Annotated in this window: 23 protein-coding genes, 1 pseudogene and 1 other annotated feature; of the genes and pseudogenes, 2 read left to right on the forward strand and 22 right to left on the reverse strand. The window is 43.6% G+C overall.

Going from position 1 to position 22,206, the window contains the following annotated elements:
- Positions 1-2 precede the first annotated feature (2 nt).
- The 6 genes and pseudogenes from RE628_RS16495 to RE628_RS16520 all read right to left on the reverse strand — a co-directional run bounded on the left by RE628_RS16495 (position 3) and on the right by RE628_RS16520 (position 3,583).
- Positions 3-834, reverse strand: a pseudogene (locus tag RE628_RS16495) (hypothetical protein).
- A gap of 11 nt (positions 835-845) precedes the next feature.
- A complete protein-coding gene (locus RE628_RS16500) occupies positions 846-1,418 on the reverse strand; it encodes a histidine phosphatase family protein (RefSeq protein ID WP_309154100.1) in 573 nt (190 codons plus the stop codon).
- Positions 1,419-1,444: 26 nt separating this feature from the next.
- Entirely contained in the window at positions 1,445-2,038 is a 594-nt protein-coding gene (locus tag RE628_RS16505; RefSeq protein ID WP_309154101.1) for a DUF4269 domain-containing protein, read from the reverse strand.
- A gap of 20 nt (positions 2,039-2,058) precedes the next feature.
- Positions 2,059-2,595 carry a GNAT family N-acetyltransferase gene (locus tag RE628_RS16510; RefSeq protein ID WP_309154102.1) on the reverse strand — a complete coding sequence of 179 codons (537 nt, stop codon included), beginning with the start codon at positions 2,593-2,595 and terminating at the stop codon, positions 2,059-2,061.
- 93 nt (positions 2,596-2,688) lie between these two features.
- Positions 2,689-3,327 (reverse strand): class I SAM-dependent methyltransferase, encoded by a 639-nt coding sequence (locus RE628_RS16515; protein WP_309159486.1) that lies wholly within the window; start codon positions 3,325-3,327, stop codon positions 2,689-2,691.
- A 130-nt stretch (positions 3,328-3,457) separates the two neighbouring features.
- Positions 3,458-3,583, reverse strand: coding sequence for a hypothetical protein (locus RE628_RS16520; protein ID WP_309154103.1), 126 nt, complete (start codon positions 3,581-3,583; stop codon positions 3,458-3,460).
- 90 nt (positions 3,584-3,673) lie between these two features.
- On the opposite strand from RE628_RS16520, the gene RE628_RS16525 reads away from it, so the two are divergent.
- A complete protein-coding gene (locus RE628_RS16525; RefSeq protein ID WP_309154104.1) occupies positions 3,674-4,615 on the forward strand; it encodes an SDR family NAD(P)-dependent oxidoreductase in 942 nt (313 codons plus the stop codon).
- Positions 4,616-4,930: 315 nt separating this feature from the next.
- Here RE628_RS16525 and RE628_RS16530 read toward each other — a convergent pair whose 3' ends face one another.
- From RE628_RS16530 to RE628_RS16540, 3 genes are all read right to left on the reverse strand, one after another.
- Positions 4,931-5,764: an aldo/keto reductase gene (locus RE628_RS16530; protein ID WP_309154105.1), complete on the reverse strand. Its 834-nt coding sequence runs from the start codon at positions 5,762-5,764 to the stop codon at positions 4,931-4,933.
- A gap of 752 nt (positions 5,765-6,516) precedes the next feature.
- Positions 6,517-6,780, reverse strand: coding sequence for an MFS transporter (locus RE628_RS16535; protein WP_309154106.1), 264 nt, complete (start codon positions 6,778-6,780; stop codon positions 6,517-6,519).
- 52 nt (positions 6,781-6,832) lie between these two features.
- A complete protein-coding gene (locus tag RE628_RS16540) occupies positions 6,833-7,942 on the reverse strand; it encodes a DHA2 family efflux MFS transporter permease subunit (RefSeq protein WP_309154107.1) in 1,110 nt (369 codons plus the stop codon).
- Positions 7,943-8,052: 110 nt separating this feature from the next.
- Here RE628_RS16540 and RE628_RS16545 point away from each other — a divergent pair, with 110 nt between their 5' ends.
- Positions 8,053-8,646, forward strand: a complete 594-nt coding sequence (locus RE628_RS16545) for a TetR/AcrR family transcriptional regulator (RefSeq protein ID WP_309154108.1) — start codon at positions 8,053-8,055, stop codon at positions 8,644-8,646.
- Between the two features lie 165 nt (positions 8,647-8,811).
- Here RE628_RS16545 and RE628_RS16550 read toward each other — a convergent pair whose 3' ends face one another.
- From RE628_RS16550 to RE628_RS16610, 13 genes are all read right to left on the reverse strand, one after another.
- A complete protein-coding gene (locus RE628_RS16550) occupies positions 8,812-10,155 on the reverse strand; it encodes an amino acid permease (protein ID WP_309154109.1) in 1,344 nt (447 codons plus the stop codon).
- A 66-nt stretch (positions 10,156-10,221) separates the two neighbouring features.
- Positions 10,222-10,456, reverse strand: a binding site (T-box leader).
- A 198-nt stretch (positions 10,457-10,654) separates the two neighbouring features.
- Positions 10,655-11,185 carry an NAD(P)H-dependent oxidoreductase gene (locus tag RE628_RS16555; RefSeq protein WP_309154110.1) on the reverse strand — a complete coding sequence of 177 codons (531 nt, stop codon included), beginning with the start codon at positions 11,183-11,185 and terminating at the stop codon, positions 10,655-10,657.
- A gap of 314 nt (positions 11,186-11,499) precedes the next feature.
- A complete protein-coding gene (locus RE628_RS16560; RefSeq protein ID WP_309154111.1) occupies positions 11,500-12,039 on the reverse strand; it encodes a GNAT family N-acetyltransferase in 540 nt (179 codons plus the stop codon).
- A gap of 2 nt (positions 12,040-12,041) precedes the next feature.
- Positions 12,042-12,569, reverse strand: coding sequence for a DUF6886 family protein (locus RE628_RS16565; protein ID WP_309154112.1), 528 nt, complete (start codon positions 12,567-12,569; stop codon positions 12,042-12,044).
- A gap of 51 nt (positions 12,570-12,620) precedes the next feature.
- On the reverse strand, positions 12,621-13,013 hold the full coding sequence (locus RE628_RS16570) for a hypothetical protein (RefSeq protein ID WP_309154113.1): 393 nt from the start codon (positions 13,011-13,013) through the stop codon (positions 12,621-12,623).
- Between the two features lie 41 nt (positions 13,014-13,054).
- On the reverse strand, positions 13,055-13,492 hold the full coding sequence (locus RE628_RS16575) for a GNAT family N-acetyltransferase (protein ID WP_309154114.1): 438 nt from the start codon (positions 13,490-13,492) through the stop codon (positions 13,055-13,057).
- Positions 13,493-13,568: 76 nt separating this feature from the next.
- Positions 13,569-13,730: a hypothetical protein gene (locus RE628_RS16580; RefSeq protein WP_309154115.1), complete on the reverse strand. Its 162-nt coding sequence runs from the start codon at positions 13,728-13,730 to the stop codon at positions 13,569-13,571.
- A 448-nt stretch (positions 13,731-14,178) separates the two neighbouring features.
- Positions 14,179-15,261 (reverse strand): Gfo/Idh/MocA family protein, encoded by a 1,083-nt coding sequence (locus tag RE628_RS16585; RefSeq protein ID WP_309154116.1) that lies wholly within the window; start codon positions 15,259-15,261, stop codon positions 14,179-14,181.
- 17 nt (positions 15,262-15,278) lie between these two features.
- Positions 15,279-16,214 (reverse strand): AraC family transcriptional regulator, encoded by a 936-nt coding sequence (locus RE628_RS16590; RefSeq protein ID WP_309154117.1) that lies wholly within the window; start codon positions 16,212-16,214, stop codon positions 15,279-15,281.
- Between the two features lie 3 nt (positions 16,215-16,217).
- Positions 16,218-17,219: a Gfo/Idh/MocA family protein gene (locus RE628_RS16595; RefSeq protein WP_309154118.1), complete on the reverse strand. Its 1,002-nt coding sequence runs from the start codon at positions 17,217-17,219 to the stop codon at positions 16,218-16,220.
- Between the two features lie 232 nt (positions 17,220-17,451).
- The gene (locus RE628_RS16600; protein WP_309154119.1) at positions 17,452-18,450 is read right to left on the reverse strand and encodes an acrylyl-CoA reductase family protein; all 999 of its coding nucleotides are present in this window, start codon (positions 18,448-18,450) and stop codon (positions 17,452-17,454) included.
- Positions 18,451-18,621: 171 nt separating this feature from the next.
- Positions 18,622-20,928, reverse strand: a complete 2,307-nt coding sequence (locus RE628_RS16605) for a thiamine pyrophosphate-dependent enzyme (RefSeq protein WP_309154120.1) — start codon at positions 20,926-20,928, stop codon at positions 18,622-18,624.
- Positions 20,929-20,955: 27 nt separating this feature from the next.
- A complete protein-coding gene (locus RE628_RS16610) occupies positions 20,956-21,963 on the reverse strand; it encodes a 2-oxoacid:acceptor oxidoreductase family protein (RefSeq protein WP_309154121.1) in 1,008 nt (335 codons plus the stop codon).
- Between the last annotated feature and the right edge of the window lie 243 nt (positions 21,964-22,206).

Here is a 22,206-nt window from a genome sequence, read left to right on the forward strand (position 1 = left end):
AGCTATTCGAAAAACTCACCCATAATCTGAACCAGCTGACGCATACACTTCTCATCATCATATTGAGAATTATCGATCATTCGTTTATTCATTTGCAGAACATCATAGATCTCTAGCTCAAGCTTCCGTCTCTCCTCAAGAACCTGCACTGTACCGCTTGCCCCTATACAACCTAGCTCCTTGCCCAAACCTTGATTCGTATAATAGTCTATGAACCCCTCTGACCACTCCTTAGGACGCTCTTCTACCGCTTTATAGAAGGTAGATGCAACATCGGGCTGATCCATATATATCAACAAAGGATCTAGATTCCTTACAGCCTTCTCCAATTGTGATACGTAGTTTATTTGCGACATTATACTTAATCGTTCCCATAGTAAGAGGATTTTGGATGAAGCAGCATTCAAATATGTAGACAGAATGGCAGGCATAAGTTTGACTGAAATTTTTCCATTTCCCTGTAATAAGACGCCTGTTCTGTTCGAAAGGCCGTTCATATATATCATTCTTGAACAATTGACTCTGCAGCTCATCTGGAAGAGCAGAACCCTTTTCGTTGATAAGCTTACGATAAGGAATCGTGTAGCCCTCATCGACCTCACTCAATCGTTCATGTAAAATTTGTTCATAACCAGGGTTAGCATCAAATAACCTGTCTAGCTCTCCCTTTTCAAAGTACGAAACACCATCGTAATCGGCGGGATGATCCAAATTCCCTTCAAGGAATAAATCAGTCTTATACCCATGTTCAGATAATATATCTGATACCATCTTGGCAGCCGTTGTTTTTCCTGAACCAGGTAGTCCTTCAATTAGAATTAACCGAGTATTCAATGGAAATCACCTTATCCCTTCCAAAGCCTTGTAACCTGAACCAATTTGGTTCCTTCGAACTCCATCTTATAAATGTCCGGCTTCTTCGTCTCTATAAAGAAATCCCAGCCATAGCTAGGATCAAAATAATTCATCATCAGCGTCATGACGTTGCCATGCGTACCGATGGCGATTTTCTTCCCCCTATGCTGTTCAAGCAAATCGAAAAGTACAGGAACCGCTCGTTGTTGACAGACTCTACTCGATTCTCCCCCAGGCAGAACATATTCCGGATCGGAGAACATATTCTGCACTTGTGTCATGAACTGCTCGTTCCCAATCAAATAGCTGTCATCGGCGAACTGCCTCTCTCTGAGGTCTTCATATGTCATTATCGTCAAATTCAGCTGTTTGGCCAGTTCTTCCACGGTTAGCATCGCCCTCGCATACGGGCTGGAGACGATTATATCAATGCCTTCATCCTTGAGCAGCTCTGTTACTATCCTGGACTTTAGCTCTCCATCCGTGCTTAGTCCTCTTGTTCGCTCTTCTCCCACCGTATACGGCGACTCCGCGTGCCGCACCATATATATCGTCGTAAACATAGCTACCTCCTAGACATATTAGATTGTTAAATAGAACGACCTTCTCCCTCCCACAACGCCCGAAGCTGTTCATCATCCCATATCTCTAACTCCAATAATTCGCTGTAAGGGTCTCCATCAAGTTGTAGTAGCTTGGCAAATACCGGCTCCGTCTTTAGACCCTCACTCTTCAAAGCAATCACTTGTTGTCTGAATTTCTCTCCGTATAAGCGAAGCAACCGATCCTCGATGACCATATGCCGATACCCGTTCTGTTCCGTGACAAGCCTCTTCTGAGCAAAAACCTCCACAGGCCACTGCTCCAGCCAGAAATTCTCTTTGAGCCTCCAGACGTCATCTACTTGCCGCCTAACTAGAGTATAGCCCCGGTACTGCTGCAAGTGAGCCCTAGCCAACGCTTCGAGCGCATCGAAAGTATTGTGATCATCCACTTCGCAAATGATATCCAAGTCACTATTTTCAACATGAATCCCGATGGGAATGGTTCCGACCAGCATTGGATGAAATAGCCCAAGGCATTGCATGATTTTGTACTTATCCAACAAATGATAGACTTCACGCTGAACTGGATTCCCTTTAAGGAGGTATTGTAAATCCATCCAATTATGAATTATATTCATGATTTTTTCTCCGTAAATGCCTATTTACTATTATCAAAAGAAAATACCAGCTTGTTCCCGTCATCCGTCGTCTCCATAATCTCCTCTCGATACGAGTCCGACGTATAGTTCCCTACCGTCTTTCTCCAGAAGGCCTGCGCTCTCTTGTTGCTATCGGTTGGATTCGTCTGCAACTCCCAAGTACCTGCATGAAGATTAAAGACCTGTATAGCTGCCGCTTCAGCAACCCCCTGACCACGGAAGGAACGTAGAATAAAGAATTCATTCAGATAGAATTCAGTCCCATGCGGTGTATAAGGCGGAGTCGCCACAAGCGCAAATCCCGCTGGAATATCTTCCACAGTTACGAGATAGGGAAATAGAATCGATGGCTTCTCCCACCAAATATCAAATACTTTATTCTGATCCTGAAGTGTCAACGTCTTATCCGTCTCAAAGACGCCATATTGATTCGGTCTCCATCCCCAAATCTCGGACAAATCATGTAAATATAATGGATAGAGATTATTAATCACAAATTTGGTATTCCGATCGGTTAAGCTGATTGATACTTTCATGCCCTTATCGCCTCCGCTTCTGACCTTAGCCTTTATTGATATAAGATGACAAGATGGAGATTAATTATAGTTATTCTTTACTTCTCCTGCTCACTAGATTTTTTGGCCAATATACAATAAATGAGATGAGGTTCCGAGAATGTAAGGGTTCTCTGATTCATTCATGATCAGTTCCATCATTTGACCGAAAGCATCTTCCCCTTGCCTCTTCCAGTAATCCCATTGCTCCTCCGTCAACCCCCCGGCGACACTGCTTGAACCGATAAGTTTGTTCGTCTGGAAACCATGTGATTCCATGAAAGGGGTAATCTCTGAAATATCGAAATAATAGGCGTCGGTAAATCTACCTTCTTCGTCATGGTTAAAAATCCCCGAGTCCATGAAATTCATGCCTAGCATCAGTACCGCGTCAAATTGTCCATCCGAGAGTCTATTTAAATTTCTTGCATCCATCATGTGAAAACCATCGAACTGCTCGTCCAGATTAAGCTCTGTCGCTTTTTGCTGTGCCAATTCCACCAGCCGAGGCGTCAAATCGGTCAATGTAACCTGATAACCCTGCTCCGCCAAATACATTGAGTACTTTCCTGGACCTGCTCCATTATCTAAAATACGACCAGAATGGGGAAGATATCTTCGAATATGATGAAGATTAATCAAGTATTCCAATGGCTCACGGTCAAGCCTTCCCCATTCATCGAACTGGTTGTAGTATCGTATCAACGAATCCATCATGCACCTCTTTCCTATATCACACTACTAACTGTTCCATAAGTGATCTTCATGTTGGGAGCATAGGCTAGCCAGTTATTTGCCCGAATCTCTCGGAAAATAATAATTCAGCATCATACTGACTTATGGCTTATGCCTCTGTTAGCCCGATGGCTTTCAAACGCTCTACAAATCCGTTTCGATCGCTAGGCATTTGTCCTAGCCCTTCCTCTAACAAAGAATAAACAATCAATTTTATCGTCCCAATAATAGTCACTCATCTCTTGGCTCCTATACTATTCATTATTGTTACTACATATATATAAGACTACGAAACTGTGTAGATCGTAAAAGTGAGGGAAGAACAATGGGAGATCGAATCGTCATTATTAGCGGAGCCAACTCTGGGATTGGAAGAGCTGCCGCTATCAAGTTTGCAACTGAAGGATTTCATGTAGTAATGGCCTGCAGGAATCTAAGTGCAAGCCAGAGCGTACAACAGGAAATTATCGAGAAGAGCGGCAATGATAAAGTAAGCTTGTTAGAGCTCGATCTCGCATCCTATCAATCGATCCGCCATTTTTGCACAGTCTTCCAGCAAACATACAAGCAACTCGATGTATTAATTCACAATGCCGCATATCTCAAGCATGGTGAAAAGAACTATCAACTTAGCCCCGATCACATTGAGCTTTCCTTTGCCACAAACTTGTTTGGCCCCTTCCTAATGACAAAGCTATTAATGGACACCCTACAGAGATCATCTGACGCTCGTATTCTTCACGCTTGCAGCACGAACATTAAACACTTCTTCGATCCAAAGCGAAAAATAGAGTTCGACAATCTTCAAGGTGAATTGAAAGATAACCGCCCATATAACACCTATAAAATGTATGGTGACTCTAAGATGGCATTGTTTATCATGACGAAGAGACTGGCTATGGAGCTCAAACCCTATGGGATCACAGTGAATGCGCTGCAAATTCCCGCCACGAAAATATCCAAACGGACCATAGACAACTTATCGCCAGGCTGGCGGGTTCTTGCAGTACTTCAGAACTTAATTAATCCCTTACCGGACGCGGTAGCAGACTGCTACTATCAAATATGTACAGCGGAGAAATATGCGAATCTATCCGGACAACTATTTAATAAGCAGGGTGAGATCATTCAGCCAGGCCAGAGAAAGCCAGATCCTCTCACACAAGCCAAGCAAATATTCAGTTCAACCTATTATCCCGCCTATGCAGATGATCCTGATGTCGCTCAACAAGTATGGGAGCTCTGCACGAAATTGACCCTACATTAGGATGCAAGTATGAGACTGAACCGTACATTAGGTCGATCAGAAGGATATTTTCCTTCTACATTCACATAGTAATTCATTTATCGCATTTCATCATCTCTTATTTTTTCCGCTAATTTATTTAAAACCTTTCGGGGTGAATTCAGTATTACACAGGCTTGTGCATGGTTAGGAGTGTACAATCAAGGTGGATTCAAACGAAACTAAATAACCAGTCACCGATAGAATATCGACAACTGGTTGTCTAAACTTGTAAGGTGTCCCTGTCTCACAAACGGGGATCAGTCCCAACCTTTTATCGGTTAGGCTTTTTAAAAATTATCGTATAAATTGGGTTACCCATAACAACAGCTTGTTGTTTGGATGAGCAAATCCCCTTTTATTTGTATCCAGGGATGAAATTCTTCTCATTTCCTCTTGTGATAAACGGAAATCAAGTATGTCCTGGTTTGCCTTTAAGCGTTCAGGACGAATTGATTTTGGAATGACAGCAATACCCCGCTCCAGATTCCACCTTAGCATGACTTGCGCCGTGGTTTTACCGTACTTCTCCGCAATTTCCTTCAGTACAGAATGATTAAATAATTGCTGATTTCCATGTCCAAAGGGGCTCCAAGCCACATGTTGGATCTGATTCTTCACTAAATACTGATGCAGTTCTTCCTGCTGCAAAAAAACGTTCGTATGAATCTGATCGACCGCAGGAACAATAGTTCCATGCTTCAAGACATCCTCCAGATGATTACGTTCAAAGTTAGATACACCAATCGCTCTAATCTTACCCTCTTTATACAATTGCTCCAGCACTTCCCAGCTCTCTATATACTTAGGGGATGGCCAATGAATCAAATAAAGATCGATATAATCCGTTTGCAGCTTCTTTAAGCTGGTTTCAAACGCTTGCTTTGTTTTTTTGCCATGATCTGAATTCCATAGCTTGGTTGTAATAAATATATCCTTACGATCTACCCCCGACTTCTGAATCGCACGGGCAACAAGTTCCTCATTGTGATAGAAGGCAGCAGTATCTAAGTGTCGGTAACCATTTCTCAATGCCCAAACGATTGCATCCTCATTCTCATTTTTCATTTGATATACGCCCAAACCAACCTTAGGCATCAAAACCCCATTATTTAAAACGTAATTTTCCATAATGATCATCCTCCCATTCATTCCTGTGATAGACCGAAGTGATTCAATCGGCTCAAATTAATGCATGGCTCTTTTCATTCAAATTGTAGGAATCAGCATGTGAATTAATAAATGCAGCGTATAAGTTATTTTCCTAATAATTTGGTCTTCTGCCGCATGGTATTAAATATTCCTCCGAAGAACAGACCTACAGTAGTGCCGCTAATTGACGTATATAACACATTAAACCACAAACTGTGAACAGCGTCGCTATTCTTGTACATATAAACACTCAGAGCGAATTTGATAAAAAAATTGATCAGTATGATGATTAGCGGAAGGTAGTTTTTGGCGCGAATCATCATACCGTTTTTGATGAAGAAACGGTGATTTCTCCGATAAAGGAAGTATCCTATAAATGTGCCTAGTCCAAGAAACAAAATATAGACAAGGAAAGCATAAAAACGAAATGAGAATTTCGTAGAAATATTGTATATCCCCCACAGAATAAAAATACCTGGAACCAACAGCGAGTTTGGAATATTCACTTCTCTTTCTTGAGAAGTTGAAATGCCCCGGTAGAGTAAAAATGCAAACATTAGATAAGCCCATATCGGGGTATGTTTCAAAATTTCGTGAATCATTTAATATACACTCCCTTGGAAAATAATCTCACATTATCATTATCTACAAAACTAACAAAATATGATTCACAACGGGTAGATACTATGCCAGATTAAATTCTCTAGCGAACTTCTGTCGGCCGACACCCATCAAAACGATGATCTTTTTATTCTCGGCAGCAGTACCGCCGGTATTAGCGCCAATGCAGATAAGGCCATCGACCAGAAAAACGTATGATCGAACGCAACAGCTACAACGGCTGGGTTATGTGACATTACCGAATTTAACTCGTTCTGTAGAATAATAGCAATCACCGATGCACCAAACGCGCCACCGATTTGCTGCATAATGCGAGTGGTGCTGCTGGCATGTGGGATCTGCTTCGGAGACAGACCGATATAGGCGGAAGCCATGACCGGCAGAAATACAGCTCCTAATCCTGCCCCCGTACAATCAATGCTGCGCTCAAATAGTAATAACTCGTATCCGCGCTAAGCTGTGTAAATGGCCATGTTCCAAGTATGGTAAGCATGGTTCCAACAAGAACGACGGTCGCGAACCGATCTGATCGGTTAATTTGCCGGCAAGCGATCTTGTCAGCAGCATCCCGATCCCCTGCGGAACGAGCAGCAGACCGGATACAAGCACGGATTCGCCGCGGACTTGCTGGAAGTATAGCGGTAGCAGCAGCATCGCCCCGTAGGTGGTCAAGCCTGATAAAAAGAGCAGTATAGCGGACACGGTAAAGGAGCGCACCCGGAACAGCTTAACATCCAGCAGCGCTTCGTTTCCTTTGCGAAACGCATAAACAACAAACACAGCCAAAAGCACGATGCCTGCTATAACGGGAACGAGAACCGCGGCATGGCCGAAACCGTGGTTGGAGCTCACTTCTCCCAGACCGTAAATAATGAGCACGATGGCCGGAGAAAGCAGCATCAATCCTAGCAGATCCAGCCGCAACGTACTAGTTCCGCGCTCTTGGTCGGGTAGTCCCTTCCACGCCATTATGATGGCAAGAATACAGAGTGGAATATTCACAAAGAAAATCCATCTCCAGTTCAAATGATTGATGATGAGTCCTCCCAGCACAGGCCCCAAAATTGGCCCAAGCAGTGCCGGCAGAGCGGCCATGCCCATCATTTTTCCCATACTTTGCCCTCCAGAGGCGCGAACTCCGATGGTCTGCATAATCGGCATCAGCAAACCACCGCCGATCCCCTGAATGGTACGAAAAAAAATCAGGCTTTCCACGTTCCACGCTAAGCTGCATAGCACAGAACCGAGCAGGAACACCGCAAGCGAAAATAGCCACATCCGCTTGCCTCCGAATCGCTCGACCGCCCAGCCGGTAATGGGAATGACCATGCCAAGCGCAAGCAGATAACTGGTCATAACCCATTGAATGGTCGATACCGAGGTATTAAATTCCCGAACCAGCGTTTCAATGGCCACATTGGTTATCGTCGTGTCAAATAACGGGGCTAGAATGCCGACCATTAAAATCCACATCATTTTCTTTGTGGCCGCCTGCTGTTCAGTTTGTTCAAGCGCCGCGGTGCTTTGTTTTTGCATGTTAATCACTCCTCGATGCTTCAGATAAGAAACTCACAGTTTCTTAATGGATTTATTGTATACTATACCTATACAGAACGCAACAAAGTTTCTTTAAGGAGGAAAACAACATGTCCAATACTCAGTACCAAGATGAATTGAAAAAGAGACGTAGAGGAAAAGAACTGGAAGCCGCTATATTGCAAGCAGTAAGGGAAGAACTGCAAGAACAAGGATATTCTAATCTTACAATGGATGGAGTGGCGAAAAGGTCGGGGACAAGTAAAGCTGTGCTGTACCGGCGTTGGGCCAACCGCGCTGAAATTGTATTGGCGGCGATCCAGGAACGCGTGCCCCTTCCGCTGGAAGAGATACCCGATTGCGGGAATTTGAGAGACGATGTTTGCGATGTGCTTCGCTCGATAAATCAGAACAATACCGGAGTGACTATGAAGGCTTTCTTTGGGCTCGTAACAGAAATTGGGGCCATACCGCTTGCAGACGTGCTATTTCCCCAAGGCCGTCAAAATAGGACAATGACGATTGTGCTGCAGCGAGCCGTTGACCGAGGAGAAGTATCAGCCGAAGCCGTTACGCCCCGCATGCTAACTTTACCATCAGATTTGGCTCGTAATGAGTTAATACTTTATAACAAGCCAATGTCTGAGCAGACGATTACTGAGATTGTGGACGAGGTGTTCATGCCACTTGTTTTAAAGAAGTAAGCCAATTCCCGCCTCTTCCTTTTACTGGGGGATGAGACATTTGGACGATGATCTAAGAAACATAAAAATAAAACCATAATTGGCTGATGTTGATTTTGTCAACGAACAGAACCCTATGGAATTCCATAGGGTTCTGTTTTATTTAGCATACCTGAATGCTAAAGCTTAATAAAAACGGCCTTTTAAAATATAAGTAGCAGTAATAAACAAATAGATGCCTAGTGTGACGATCGTAATAGCGATAGGGGTTGTACAGATAACGCCAAGTAAAATAGCGCCTAGTGCAATAATCGCAATCCACGTTGTGTAAGGGAACCACTTAACAGAGTAGCTAATAGGTGCTTCTGGGTGAACTCTTCTTGATTTTAAGTGAGCAATTGCAATAATCATCCAAATAAACAATACCGTATAACCTAAAGATCCCATTAAATAATTAAATGTTTTACTTCCCGCAAATAATGAAATCAAAACACCGACATAAAGTGATGATGTACACATTAAGATTGCATATACAGGAACTCTTTTAACGGAAAGTTTCGAAAATACCTTTGGTACCCTGCCGTCTACTGCTTGCGTGTACAAAATTCGGGATGAACCGTAAAGTCCTGAATTCATTGAGGAAATAACTGCTAACAAGATAACTGCATTCATAAGATGATCTGCTCCGGGAATTCCAATCATCTTAAATACCATAACAAAGGGGCTTTCAGAAACCCCGTTCACTTTATTCCAAGGAATCAAACACACAATGATGAAGAAAGGGAGTATATAAAAGACAATGATACGTGTTAATGTACTACGGACTGCTCTTGGTACCACTTTTTCGGGATCTTTTGTTTCAGCTAGAGTTACCCCGATAATTTCAGTTCCTCCGTAAGAGTAGATAACGACTAACATAGATGTAACCAAGCCTTTTACACCATTTGGAAAGAAACCGCCTTGACTATTTAAATTTGAGAAACCTGTCGCTGTATGATGACCAAATGACACGAATAATAATAGAAGTCCAGCTAGGATAAAGATAACAATAACTGTTATTTTAATTAAAGCCAGCCAGTATTCTGTTTCAGCAAATGCTTTAACTGAAAGCAAATTAATAACCGTGACAATAATAGAAACGCCTAAAGCCAGCATCCAAATTGGATACTCAGGGAGCCAGTACTGAATAAAAATGGCGGATACAACTGCTTCAGCAGCAATATTTAATACCCACATTTTCCAATATATCCAGTCTAGAAAATAAGCTGGGAACTTTCCTAATATTGTTTGAACTAAATCACGAAATGTTCGTGCCTTACTATTTCGGACTGCCATCTCTGCAAGTCCTTGCATAATAAATAATAAAATAATTCCACCAATTAAATAAGCAATGATAACTGAGGGTCCTGCCATATCAATAGCCGAGCTACTTGCTTTAAATAGGCCAGCGCCAATGGCTCCCCCTAACGCCATCATCGTGATATGACGTGAAGTCATGTTTCGTTGTAAACTTTGGTTGTCTTTTTCCAAGATCTTTCCCCCAGCTTTTTATATAAAATAAAAAGCTTATCGTCTTTTTTCTCATTGTCAGATGAGAAAAGAGACGATAAGCTTTAGCCAACCGCGGTACCACTCTTATTAGTTCTTAAAATAGAACCCTGCTTAAAACCTGATAACGAAGGTTAGACGTTAAAACATAGAGAATATTTCTATATTCTTTCTGAATTACCACTCCTGGGCGAGTTCAAAGTATTATTGGACTACGTCACACCAACCCGTAGCTCTCTTGGCCGAATAATGAACTTTTACTACTCCAAATCGTTGTGTTTGTATATTAATATAGAAAATCATTAATTGATTTAATTTAATATATATACTTTCTTTTTATTGTCAATGATTATTCTTCTAGAGTTTAAACAGAATACAACGCGTCATAATGACAGCGAGAGCAAGAAAATATAATGGCAATATTAATAGAAAACCTGTGTGCAATTGACTCATTCCCCAAATAATAGGCTACCTCTACACCTTAGTAAATATTTTCATTGAGAATATATTTAACATATTCTTCTGCACTTCTTTTGACTTCATTCTCATTTGCTTGATAAGATCCATGAAAGATATAAGCAGGTAAAAATTTCGTTCCAATTAAATTACTTGTTGCCTGAAACGGCTTTAATAATTCACTCATAGAGTAATTGTTTAAACCCCCCGCACGGTATTTTTCTTCGGCACTCCCAGTAGATATTGCAAGAATAAGCTCCTTATTGTTTAGTTTATTTCCATCAGAGCCGTAAGCCCAGCCATAAGTAAGAACCTTGTCTTGCCATTTTTTAAGAAGCGAAGGAGAACTATACCAATATAACGGGAACTGCAATACGATTCTGTCATGTTTTTCACATAGTTTATGTTCCATTTCTATATCAATTAGTTCATCAGGATATTGTTTATAAAGTTCGTGAACTGTGATATTCGGATATTTTTTAAGTTCCTCCACCCACGTTCGATTCACCACTGATTCTTCAATACTTGGATGAGAAACAATAACTAATACGTTCATACGATATGACCTCCAAAAATAGATTAACTTTCCTTCTTGTTTGAATTTCAAGTATACAAAAAAATACCTGTAGATAAAACACTCCTTTTCAAGTGTCCTAACTACAGGTACCATATTATGTTAAGTACCTTTTTATAGAATCCCTTTCATTTATTTGTCGATTTAATAAGCACCACTGGCGCCAACAAAGACTTACTCATGTAAACAGAGAACATTTAGAACGTGTGTTATGTGAGTATGAAGAGGAATAAATAAACAATACTAACCTGTTAGTTTAGGGCTGTCATAGTTAATTGATCTGCCATTGCCATCTTCTAAAGTTCCGCCGTACATTCAATCAACCAACAATCTCTGAATTGCCCTTCATGCATTTCATGCTCCTTGAGGAGCCTTTTCTTGATGAATCCGCACTGTTCATAACAAGCGAGTGCTCTGGCATTCCAGGCTTGAGGATCCATGACCACTTTATCCGCTTTGCGCTGATGAATTAAGTAATCCCTCATGGAGCTGACCAGCTTCTTACCGATGCCCCTATTCCAATAAGCCGGGTCGCCAATAAATTGATCTGTACCGTAGATGATTCCATCTGCATCGGTATATCCGTATTCTTGACTGGAATCCCTGTCTAGCGGATAGAATTGAATATAGCCGATCGCTTGACCTTCACATTCAACAATGCATCGCGTCACGCCATCCTCTTGATAGAAATGCTCTCTAACCCTCTCCAGATCATGCGGCCGGTCGCGTCCTTCATAATATTGCAGCAATTCGGGATTAGAAAGCCAGTCAGCAAGAAGCTGTTGGTCCGCCTCAGTAATGGCGCGGACTGTGATGTAATCTTCTCTGTATATCATTTCTAATCTCCTTTGTTCGTATCTGGACAAGCATTCCGCATACGAATCATAGAATAATCAGTAATTGTAGATGAAAGTATGGCATTCTTCAAAGGATGAAGATTAGGAGTAAACCGCAATTCAATATCGTATGATAGAAGCTGAGATATCAAGTTTTTAATAGGTTCGATACGGAGCGGCCGTACAGTCTCTGTAGAAACATAGTATCCAGCTATTTCATCCATCAATTCGAAGCTATCATCCGCAAAGTAGTACTTATATATTTGTGCCTGCTTTATGCGCTCCAACCAGCCGCTTTCCACAGCAATGATCGTATTTGCCGCAGTTTGTAAGAAGAACCTCTCTCGGTCGGCCTCACAAACCTCTGGAGAATTTGAAAATATAATGCGTGGACATTCTCTAGGGAAAAGATAATTTATTAAATGTTTATCATTCATTGCCCATACGACCGGTGGCAAATCCGGCCAAGCCTCTGCTTTTCTGGGAACAAATACTTCTATATTACTTTCTTCACTAATATGATAGAGCACATGATCGCCCCTTGCTTATAATCTAGATTGATATCGATTGATTATCTGTCATTACATGACCCTTTCAGAAACTAACCACGTTTTGGCCTCCTCAGGATCCATATAGAATGTAATGTTCATTCTGAGCTTTGCTTTCCTGATTCCCCTCTTCAGCCTCCAACGATGAAAACCCGACAATCCAACCACAGATAATTTATCGATATGATTACTTAGATTTGCGATATTCTGAATAAATGCGTTACAAACACTTGGAGTAAATGAGGTTTTGTCAAAATCAACCCATATTTTCAATCGCCTGTTTACCTGAACGATAAACTCCTCTTCTCTCCGCATTAATTGCAGCAATGCCTGCTCATCCTTATATTTGTTTCCATATTTGAGACAGTGAATCTCTCCCCCTTTATAATAATAGGGAAACGTCGAACCACCAGGAGATTTCATCATTAACGCCCCTTCTCTTAGAAACGAACACTTTCAAAACACCTTTATATTCTAATGCCTTTTAGTATCAACTCTTGATCCTTGGATAAAATACATTGGAATCGTTCAACACCAGGGTACTGTTCTCCCAAGCTATGGATCTCGAACCCAACCTTACTGTAAAACCCTACTGCATCCTGATCCGTCTCAGCGATCATTTTAGCTGGATGATAGCTTTGCATATATTCATGGATTAGATTTGCACCTAAACGGTGCCACCGATATTGGGGTTTAATTGCAATATGCTTAAGTTCCACCACATCATCGGAGTATGGAACTATACCTATTAATCCGGCTAGCTGATTATGAATAATTTCACCATAAAGTCCCCTGCTGTCATCCGTTAAATACTTATCCAGCTCACGGGATATCCGTTCTTCATTAGGCCACATACATTCAGCCAGCAATGACTTCACTTCAGTCAAATCATTATATGTTTTCAAATCTATCAATACGTTCACCTACACTTACTTCAAATAAGAGAAGCCCTTATCTCCCTCATGCCCCTACCTTCCTAAGCTAGAGATTTCTTCTGTTCTTCTCGGCAATATAAATGTCTAAAGCCTTGATTCCACGATGCGCCAGCTTAATGAACAAGATGAAGCAATAAACACCTAATATCGCGATCAAAATATAGAATACGATAATTAAAATCCCCAAAATCGATACAGATATATTCATCTTCAATATTCCCCTTTCGTCATAATATTCGTTGTCACTTCAATGGATTTTCAATATTGTACCATATTTTCCTATATGCATCTGCTTATTATGTAGGTTTATGTTAACGCTGTTCTAAGGAAACACAGTAACGCTATTGTGCTGAAAATAGACTCGAAATTTATCTAACGAAACTGGATATCGCTATTTGATATAAAAAAGCGTAAACTACTCACTTTCTACCCAAATAACGATATGGTGTTTCGTTAAATTACAACAATCCTTATTATGACCAATATAACGCTTCCCAGTTTCGTTAGCGAACCACGCACTCTATCAGATATAGACTGTCCCATTCTATCCTTCTACCCATTGCCGCTAGGTTCCAATGTATATCACGTAATTAAAAAAAGAACGCACCGCTTCATCAGCGATGCGCTCCTTCTATCATTTTCATTTGTTCCTTATTCTAGTTCATATACACGGCCTTACCAGTACGTGCCGATTCGTAGATCGCCTCCAGAATTTCCGAGACGACACAAGCTTGCTCCGGCGTAACTACCGGCTCAATATCTTGATCGATTGCTTCAAGCCACATTCTCATCTCAACGTCAGAGGCATTCTCAGCTGTGCCATCATAGAAAGCTACCCCGCCGGAGCCAAGCTCAATCTCATTCGTATACAGACGACTGAATTTCTCGCCGTTAATACGCAGTCCGCCCTTCATATCCGCACCGGCTTCTGTACCGCTGAGGCTACATTTTGCCTCGTCTACCTCAAGCGAGTTGAGCGCCCAGCTGGATTCAAGCATCACGGTAGCACCGTTCTCCATAACGATCATGCCAAATGCCGAATCCTCAACAGTAAATTTCTCAGGGTCCCATGGTCCCCAAGCATTTGCCGCATTCTCGCGCTTGGCTAGCTCATGATACTTCGTGCCCAGAACCACCTTCGGCTTATAATTATCCATCATCCACAGTGTCAAATCGAGCGCATGAGTACCGATATCGATGAGCGGACCTCCACCTTGCTTCTCTTCGTCAAGGAATACACCCCATGTTGGTACTGCTCTTCTGCGAATCGCGTGTGCCTTGGCAAAATAAATATCCCCAAGCTCCCCTTCCTCACACAGCTTCTTCATATACCAGCTGTCTGCCCGGAAGCGGTTGTTGTAGCCAACCGTCAGCTTCTTTCCGCTGCGCTTCGCTGCTTCAACCATTCTTCTTGCATCGGCAGCTGTCTTCGCCATCGGCTTCTCGCACATCACATGATGACCACTCTCCAAAGCTGCGATGGAAATCTCAGCATGAGCGTCATTTGGCGTCAGAACATGAACAATGTCTAGCTGCTCTTTAGCAAGCATCTCTTTATAGTCTGCATAAACCTTCGCATCAGGAGCGCCATATTTAGCCGCTGCCTCCTCCGCTCGTTCAGGAATAATGTCACAGAACGCGACCATATTCACATTATCCAACTTGCTCAAGCTTGGCATATGCTTGCCATTGGCAATACCGCCACAACCTACGATTCCAATTCGATATACTTTACTCATATATACTCACCCTATTCTTAGTTAATAGTTTGCTTCAACTTGCGATAAGCAGCAGGTGTCATATCGAATCGTCTACGGAATACGGAATGCAAATAGGTCGCATTCGAGAATCCCTCGGTCTGAGCTACCTGCTCAATTGGCATGCTGCTCTCCTCCAGTTTACGGCAGACAGCCTGCAGCCTAATGTCCTCGACTATTTTACTAAATGGACGATGCTCATCCATACTCCTGAACACCCTTTGTAATTGCCTGGCGCTAATATTCAGCTTCTCGGCTACATTGTCTAGTGTCAAATTGTTCGTATAGTTCGCTTCAATATATTGAACAGCGTAATGGTAGCGATGCTCAAGCATATCACGGATCGGCGCCTCTGCACCGGTGTCGCCCGTGTCCCAAGCCCGGGCTGCCCTAAGCAGTATGCTGATGACAGACTGCTTGATCGATGTATAGAAGCCCCGATACTTCCTATCCGCCGCTTCATAGGCCTCAAGGAAGCAGTGCATCGCATCATGGGTATCCTGTGTCGGCTTAAGCGGTAAATGGCGCAGCTTCTCGATGCACTCCTCCGCTTCAGCCGCCTCCCATGGATCCACTTCACTCTTAAATCTAGGGACTATATCAACATGCAGACATAGTTCATCCATCGCCACTTCGGGCGAAGCCTCCTGATAATGCATCACACCGGGCCCCGTTAAATAAAACATGCCCTCAGTCAAGGTGAAAGGGGTATCCTCTAGAATAACTGCGCCTTTGCCTCTAGGGATGAAATGAAATTCAAACTCGGAGTGATTGTGAAAATCGATAAATCGCCCGGCATCAAACGACGTTAAATGAAAACGAAGAACACGAATTTCATAATGTCCCCAGGAAACGATAATCTCTAATCTCTCCATCATGTCCTTCTTCTCGAACATGACTTCATACGGAAACGAATTCACAAGCCTGGACTCCATATCCTACTCGCCTAGTTGTGCAGGGCGTATAACACGGCCTTCCTTGGCCGAGCGATTAGCCGCTTCCATTAATCTGGTCAGTTCAAGAGCTATGCGGATATTCTCATCAGCCCGGGTATCCTTCTGAATATGCTGCACCCACTGCTCAAATGCACTCTCGCGTTTGCTTCCAGTAGATCTCTCATGCCACGCTTCACCAAGATTTTCACGGTTAGATCTTATCCGCAGCGTCTCGTCTGGCGTTCCATACAGCAGAGTTCCTTCTGTTCCGTGAACTTCTATGGAGAATGGAGAATGACTATTTACAAAACCGGCTTCAACGACACCAATCGCTCCTGATGCTGTGTACAGACTAACGACTGCGTTATCCTCAACTTCCTTGCCTGTAATATAGCCGAAGTTCGCGCTTACTCCCGTAATCTCCTGATTCAAGAACAGCCGCGTTAAATACATAGGGTGACAACCCAAATCGATTAATGCGCCACCAGCGCATTGCTGTAAATTATAGAAATGCTCCGGCAACCAGCCTGCGAGAGCGCCATTATGAGATAGGCGAACACGTACATAAGTGATCTGACCTAACAAGTCTTTCTCCAATATATCCTGAATAGTTAGCGTATAACCGTCATTCAAGCGAGGAAGCGAGACGGTTAGCTTCACGCCGCTGCGCTCAATCACTTTTAGGATTTCCTCAGCTTCCTGAACAGTTGGGGCTAACACTTTCTCTGAAAAGATATGCTTGCCAGCGTTTGCAGCAGCGATTATAACCTCTTCATGTCTATCTGTTGGAGCATCTACTATAATTGCATCGATTTCCGGGTTAGCCAGCATCTCATCGAACTTCGCATAATAGGGAACCCCTAATTGTTCAGCCGCTTCCCGGCCGCGCTCCTCATTTTCATCCCAGACCGCTACGATTTCTGTGTCCGGGTGCTCCTGGGCCTGACGCGTGTAATCCCAAGCGTGAACATGCCAGAAACTGGCCTTACCTATACGAATTGTCATTTGTTCTGCCTCCCAAGGATATATAATTTCCTGACATCTGATTACTAAGTTACCACAATGAAACGTTATTTTTAAGTCAAAGTATACGACAATTATATATAATATCACGACGCGTAATCTACCAACCAGCGTCAACACACTCTATATAAAAAACAGACCAAGTGGATTCTAACCACCTGATCTGTTCCTTCAATACCTTAATCTGCGCTAGAATTCTTACGCTTTGATGTTCTTACTTCATAAGATTAATAACCTGTCGCCCAACCGCTTGGCCAGCGAGAACAGTCGACAGCGCCTCTGATACCCGTTCCAGTGGAAATTCTGTGACTCCTTCAGCAAGAGCCGTCACTGGCTTCCAATCACCAGCGAGTCGCTGCCACAGGTTTGAACGCAGTGGCATCGGGCATAAAACCGAATCGATTCCTAGCAGATTCACCCCGCGCAGAATGAACGGAAATACCGTAGTGTCAATCTTAGTACCTCCGGTTAGTCCGGAAATAGCAACCGATCCACCATATTTAATCTTTTTCAATACTTCGCCCGTCACCGCACCACCTACAGGATCAACGACAGCGGCCCATAGCTCCTTAAACAGCGGCCCTTTCCCGCAGGCCATAGCCTCCTCACGGTCAATGACCTCAACGGCGCCAAGCACGCGCAATTTCTCATGTGCATGCACCTTCCCTGTTACTGCGATCACATGGTAACCAAGCTTGCCAAGAATCGATACAGCCATGCTGCCAACGCCACCTGTAGCTCCTAGGACTACAACCGGGCCAGAATCAGGTGTGAGCCCGTTTGCGATTAATCGATCGACCGATAATGCAGCCGTGAATCCAGCTGTACCAATAGCCATCGTCTCTAGAGATGTTAGCCCCTCCGGTACCCTTACAAGCCAATCACTCGGGACACGAGCAACATCCGCCAGTCCTCCGTCCTGACTTACACCAAGTCCGTATCCGGTGCACAACACGAGATCGCCAGGCTGATAACGACTGTCGCTCGACTCTAACACTTCACCTGCCAGATCAATTCCTGGGGTGATCGGATAGCTTCGTACAATTTTACCTTCTGGAATGCTAGCTAGCCCATCCTTATAATTGACGCTTGAATAGTGAACTCGTACTGTGACGTCCCCTTCAGGAAGGTTCGCTATCTGCAGCATCTCAATTCCCGTTCGGAAGCCTTGTTCATCCTGATTAACCCGAAAAGCTCTATATGCTTGCTCCATCCTACTCTCCTCCTTAAATCAATCATTTGGAAAAGTTAATTCATCAGTATAACCATCAATTACTATATTACAACAATTAAAGCTGAAGACTGAAATATACCAGCTCATGTGGCATATTTCAATCTCCAGCTCCATGCTTTACTTCATTTTGTTATGGAATAATTCCCGATATTACAGAAGAGGATTCTCGTGCTTCGCCTTAAGAATCTGCCAGCGACGATCCACTTCCTGTTCGAATCCAGCCAACGCTTCGGCATTTTCTGGTTTGAGCAGATGCCGTGTCTTGCCCATCGTCTTAAGCCAATCCGAGAGCGGAACCCGCTTATTCTTATCATCAGGATCGTAAGTAATCGTTGTCTGTCCATGCTCGACCTCATACAACGGGAAGAAGCAGGAGTTTACCGCTGCATCTACGATGTTCGTGCCTTCATCATCTGGGGATATCCAGTTCAATGGGCACGCGATCAGAATCTTGCCATAGACGAGTCCTTCATTTTGTGCATACCACTGTGCTTTGGCTGCCTTCTTCACCAAATCCTGCGGATACGCTTCACTACCGGTAAATACATAAGGAATATTCGTTGCCGCCATAATTTGCGCCGTATCTTTATGATGGAATACCTTACCCTTCTGTACCGAGCCGATATTCGAAGTCGAAGTACGATGACCTAGCGGCGTAGAATAGGAGAGCTGAGCACCTGTATTCATGTAGCCTTCATTGTCATATTCGACAATGATCATACGATGTCCGCGCAAAGCAGCACCGATCGAAGGTCCCATGCCAATGTCCATCCCGCCGTCGCCCGTAACCATAACGAAGGTGAAGTCATCTTGCAGTCCTAATTCATCCAGTTCGCCTCTACGCTTGCGCTCCCAGAACATCTCAACTACGCCGGAAAGCGTCGCTGCTCCGTTCTGGAACAGATTGTGGATGTAAGTTGCCTTATGCGACGAATAAGGGTAACCCGTCGTAACAACCATCGCACAGCCTGTATGGAATAACGCGACGATGTCGCCCTCAATCCCCTTGAAGAACAATTCCAGTCCGGAGAAAATACCGCATCCCGGACAAGCACCATGTCCTGGAGCAATTCGCTTCGGCTTCTTCGTCAGTGCACGCAGTGGAGGAATCCGAACTCCGAGTTTGCCGGTCTCTTCATTCATTTTCACTTGAATTAGGCCAGTCTTAAGGTCCTCAAATTTCATTGGCTTCAGTACACGCTGAGGTTCCTTGCTCTTATCCCCAGGAGTATGTCCGTAGTAATCAAAAGGTACCTCTACCTTATTCTTCTCTGCCGCTTCAATCGCCAGTTCGAACAGTTTATGTCCGTCCTCAGCATAGAACTCCTTGCCACCAAGGCCGAAAATACGACTGATCACTTTCGTTGAGTGATTGCCGTAAGTGAACAAAGCCGCCTTGATCTCGTTAACCATGTTACCGCCATGCGCACCAAAGGAATCGGCGCGGTCACCAACAGTGATCGCTTTAACATTTTTGAGCGCCTCTGCAATTTGTTTCTGCGGGAACGGACGGATCATATTCGGAGCAATTGATCCCGCCTTGATGCCTTGCGCGCGCAACTCGTCAACGACGTCTTTAATAATCTCGGAAGCTGAGTTCATCAGGAATACAGCTACCTCAGCATCCTCCATCCGGTACATATCCAGCATTTGATATTCGCGGCCAGTAAGCTCTGCATATTCTTCAGAGATTCTCTCAAATACTTTCTCGGCATTATACATCGCTTCAGACTGCTGATATTTATTATTGATATAATCCGGTTCATTCATATATGGTCCAACCGTAATCGGATGATTGCGGTCCAACGTGTCTGGGAAGCCTGCTGGTGGACGCTCTCCTACAAACTTCAGTACATCCTCACTATGCGCGAACGTACGAACACGACGCTTCTGGTGAGACGTGAAATAGCCGTCCGAAGCAACCAGAACAGGCAATCTGACCTCTGGATCTTCAGCTAGCTTGAGCGCCAAAATATTCATATCGTAGACAGCCTGCGGATCGCGACACATCAGAATCGGCCAGCCTGTATTCAAAGCAAAGTACAAATCTGAATGGTCGCCATGGATATCAAGTGGGCCAGATATTGAACGACAGACCAGGTTCATGACCATCGGGAAGCGGGTACCAGATTGCACGTTCATTTGCTCCAGCATATACATATAGCCGTTCGCACTCGTAGCATTAAAGACACGGCCACCTGCCGTAGAAGCTCCGTAACAGATCCCCGCCGAGCTATGTTCACCATCAGATGGAATCAGCTTGATATCATGCTGACCATTCGCCTTCATTAAATCCAGAAATTGAGCCACTTCCGTCGATGGAGAGATTGGGAAATACCCCATGATATGATAATTAATCTGATGGGCGGCATACGCTGCCATTTCATTGCCGGACTCATATACGATTCGTTCTTCCACCTTGGCTAATCTCTGTTCCTTCTCCAAATTGATTGCCATCAATGTTACCGCCTTTCTATTTCAGATTTATTGAATGGCCAGATCGAATAAATGTGGAACGCGATGTTCTTCTGCATAACCGTCTTCTTCGCGGGCTTTGGAGAGCGCGTCCGTTGGACAAGCATGAATACATTTCAAGCAACCTTTGCAATATTGATAATCGATGCCCTTGAGGAACATCTGTGGTCTTCCTTTTTTATCCGGAAGCTCTTCCCAGACGAAGCAATTATCAGGACACACATTGTCGCATTGGGCGCAATGAATACAGGAAGCAGCCTCGAAATGCGGCATCATTCCTGAACGGGAGATGCTCAAATCTTTCAAAATACTATTGCCCGGATTTGAAATAATACCCCCAATAGGCTGCGTCTCATATCCAAGCACAGGCGTGTCCATCCGTACAAATTCCGGCATACTTGCCCCTTCCGGAAGATCGAAAGTCTCAAACGTTACTTCCTGATACCCGCGCTCAAAAGTAGCCAAAGCTGGGGCAACCGTCTGAGGATACTTCTTCTCCAGCGACTTGCGGATGACATCCTTCATCGTCTGTGGATCGAGAAACGGACAAAGTCTGAACATGGCTCCAAGCATTGCCATATTTACGCGGTTCTTCTCTTCGAGTGCGATGCCCGTAGCATCAACAACTGCGATCGTTCCACCGATTAATTTCATTTTCTCTTTTAGTTCTTCCGGTGTTTTCGTTGAATTTACGAGCACGGTGCTATCTTCATAAATACCGCTAATCACATTTACGGTCTTGGCAAGCGCCTCTTGGAATATTCCGACTATATGCGGACGCTCTACCGGTGAAGTGTCTCGGATCGGAGTATCCAGATCACAGAAGCGAATATGTGCCTTAACCGGCGATCCCTTCTTCTCCGAACCATATGACGAGAAGCTGACTCCGTTGAAGCCTGCTCCTTCTACGCCAGCCTCCGCCAGCATTTTACCAGCCAAATTGGCGCCTAATCCCCCAATGGATTCCAGACGAATCTCAAAGAATCCAAGCTTATTCTTTTTTGGTAACTGTGCCACGTCATAGCTCCCTTCTTCGCAAATGCGAGATCATAACGACGTTAATCAGTAATTAATATCATATAAAATAGACCCTACTTAATTTTTCAATCTATCACAGAAGCAGTGTGACGAATGTAACAAATGTCATATGGACAATCTCATTTTGACTGTTTTACTTGGATTGTCACAAAATTTAAGTATTGTCGAATTTCGTAGCAGCTTGTCTTTAAAAAAATCGATTTTTGCGCTTTCCCGAGAAAT

The sequence above is a fragment of the Paenibacillus sp. D2_2 genome, assembly GCF_031199965.1.
In the GTDB taxonomy this organism is placed as follows: Bacteria; Bacillota; Bacilli; order Paenibacillales; family Paenibacillaceae; genus Fontibacillus.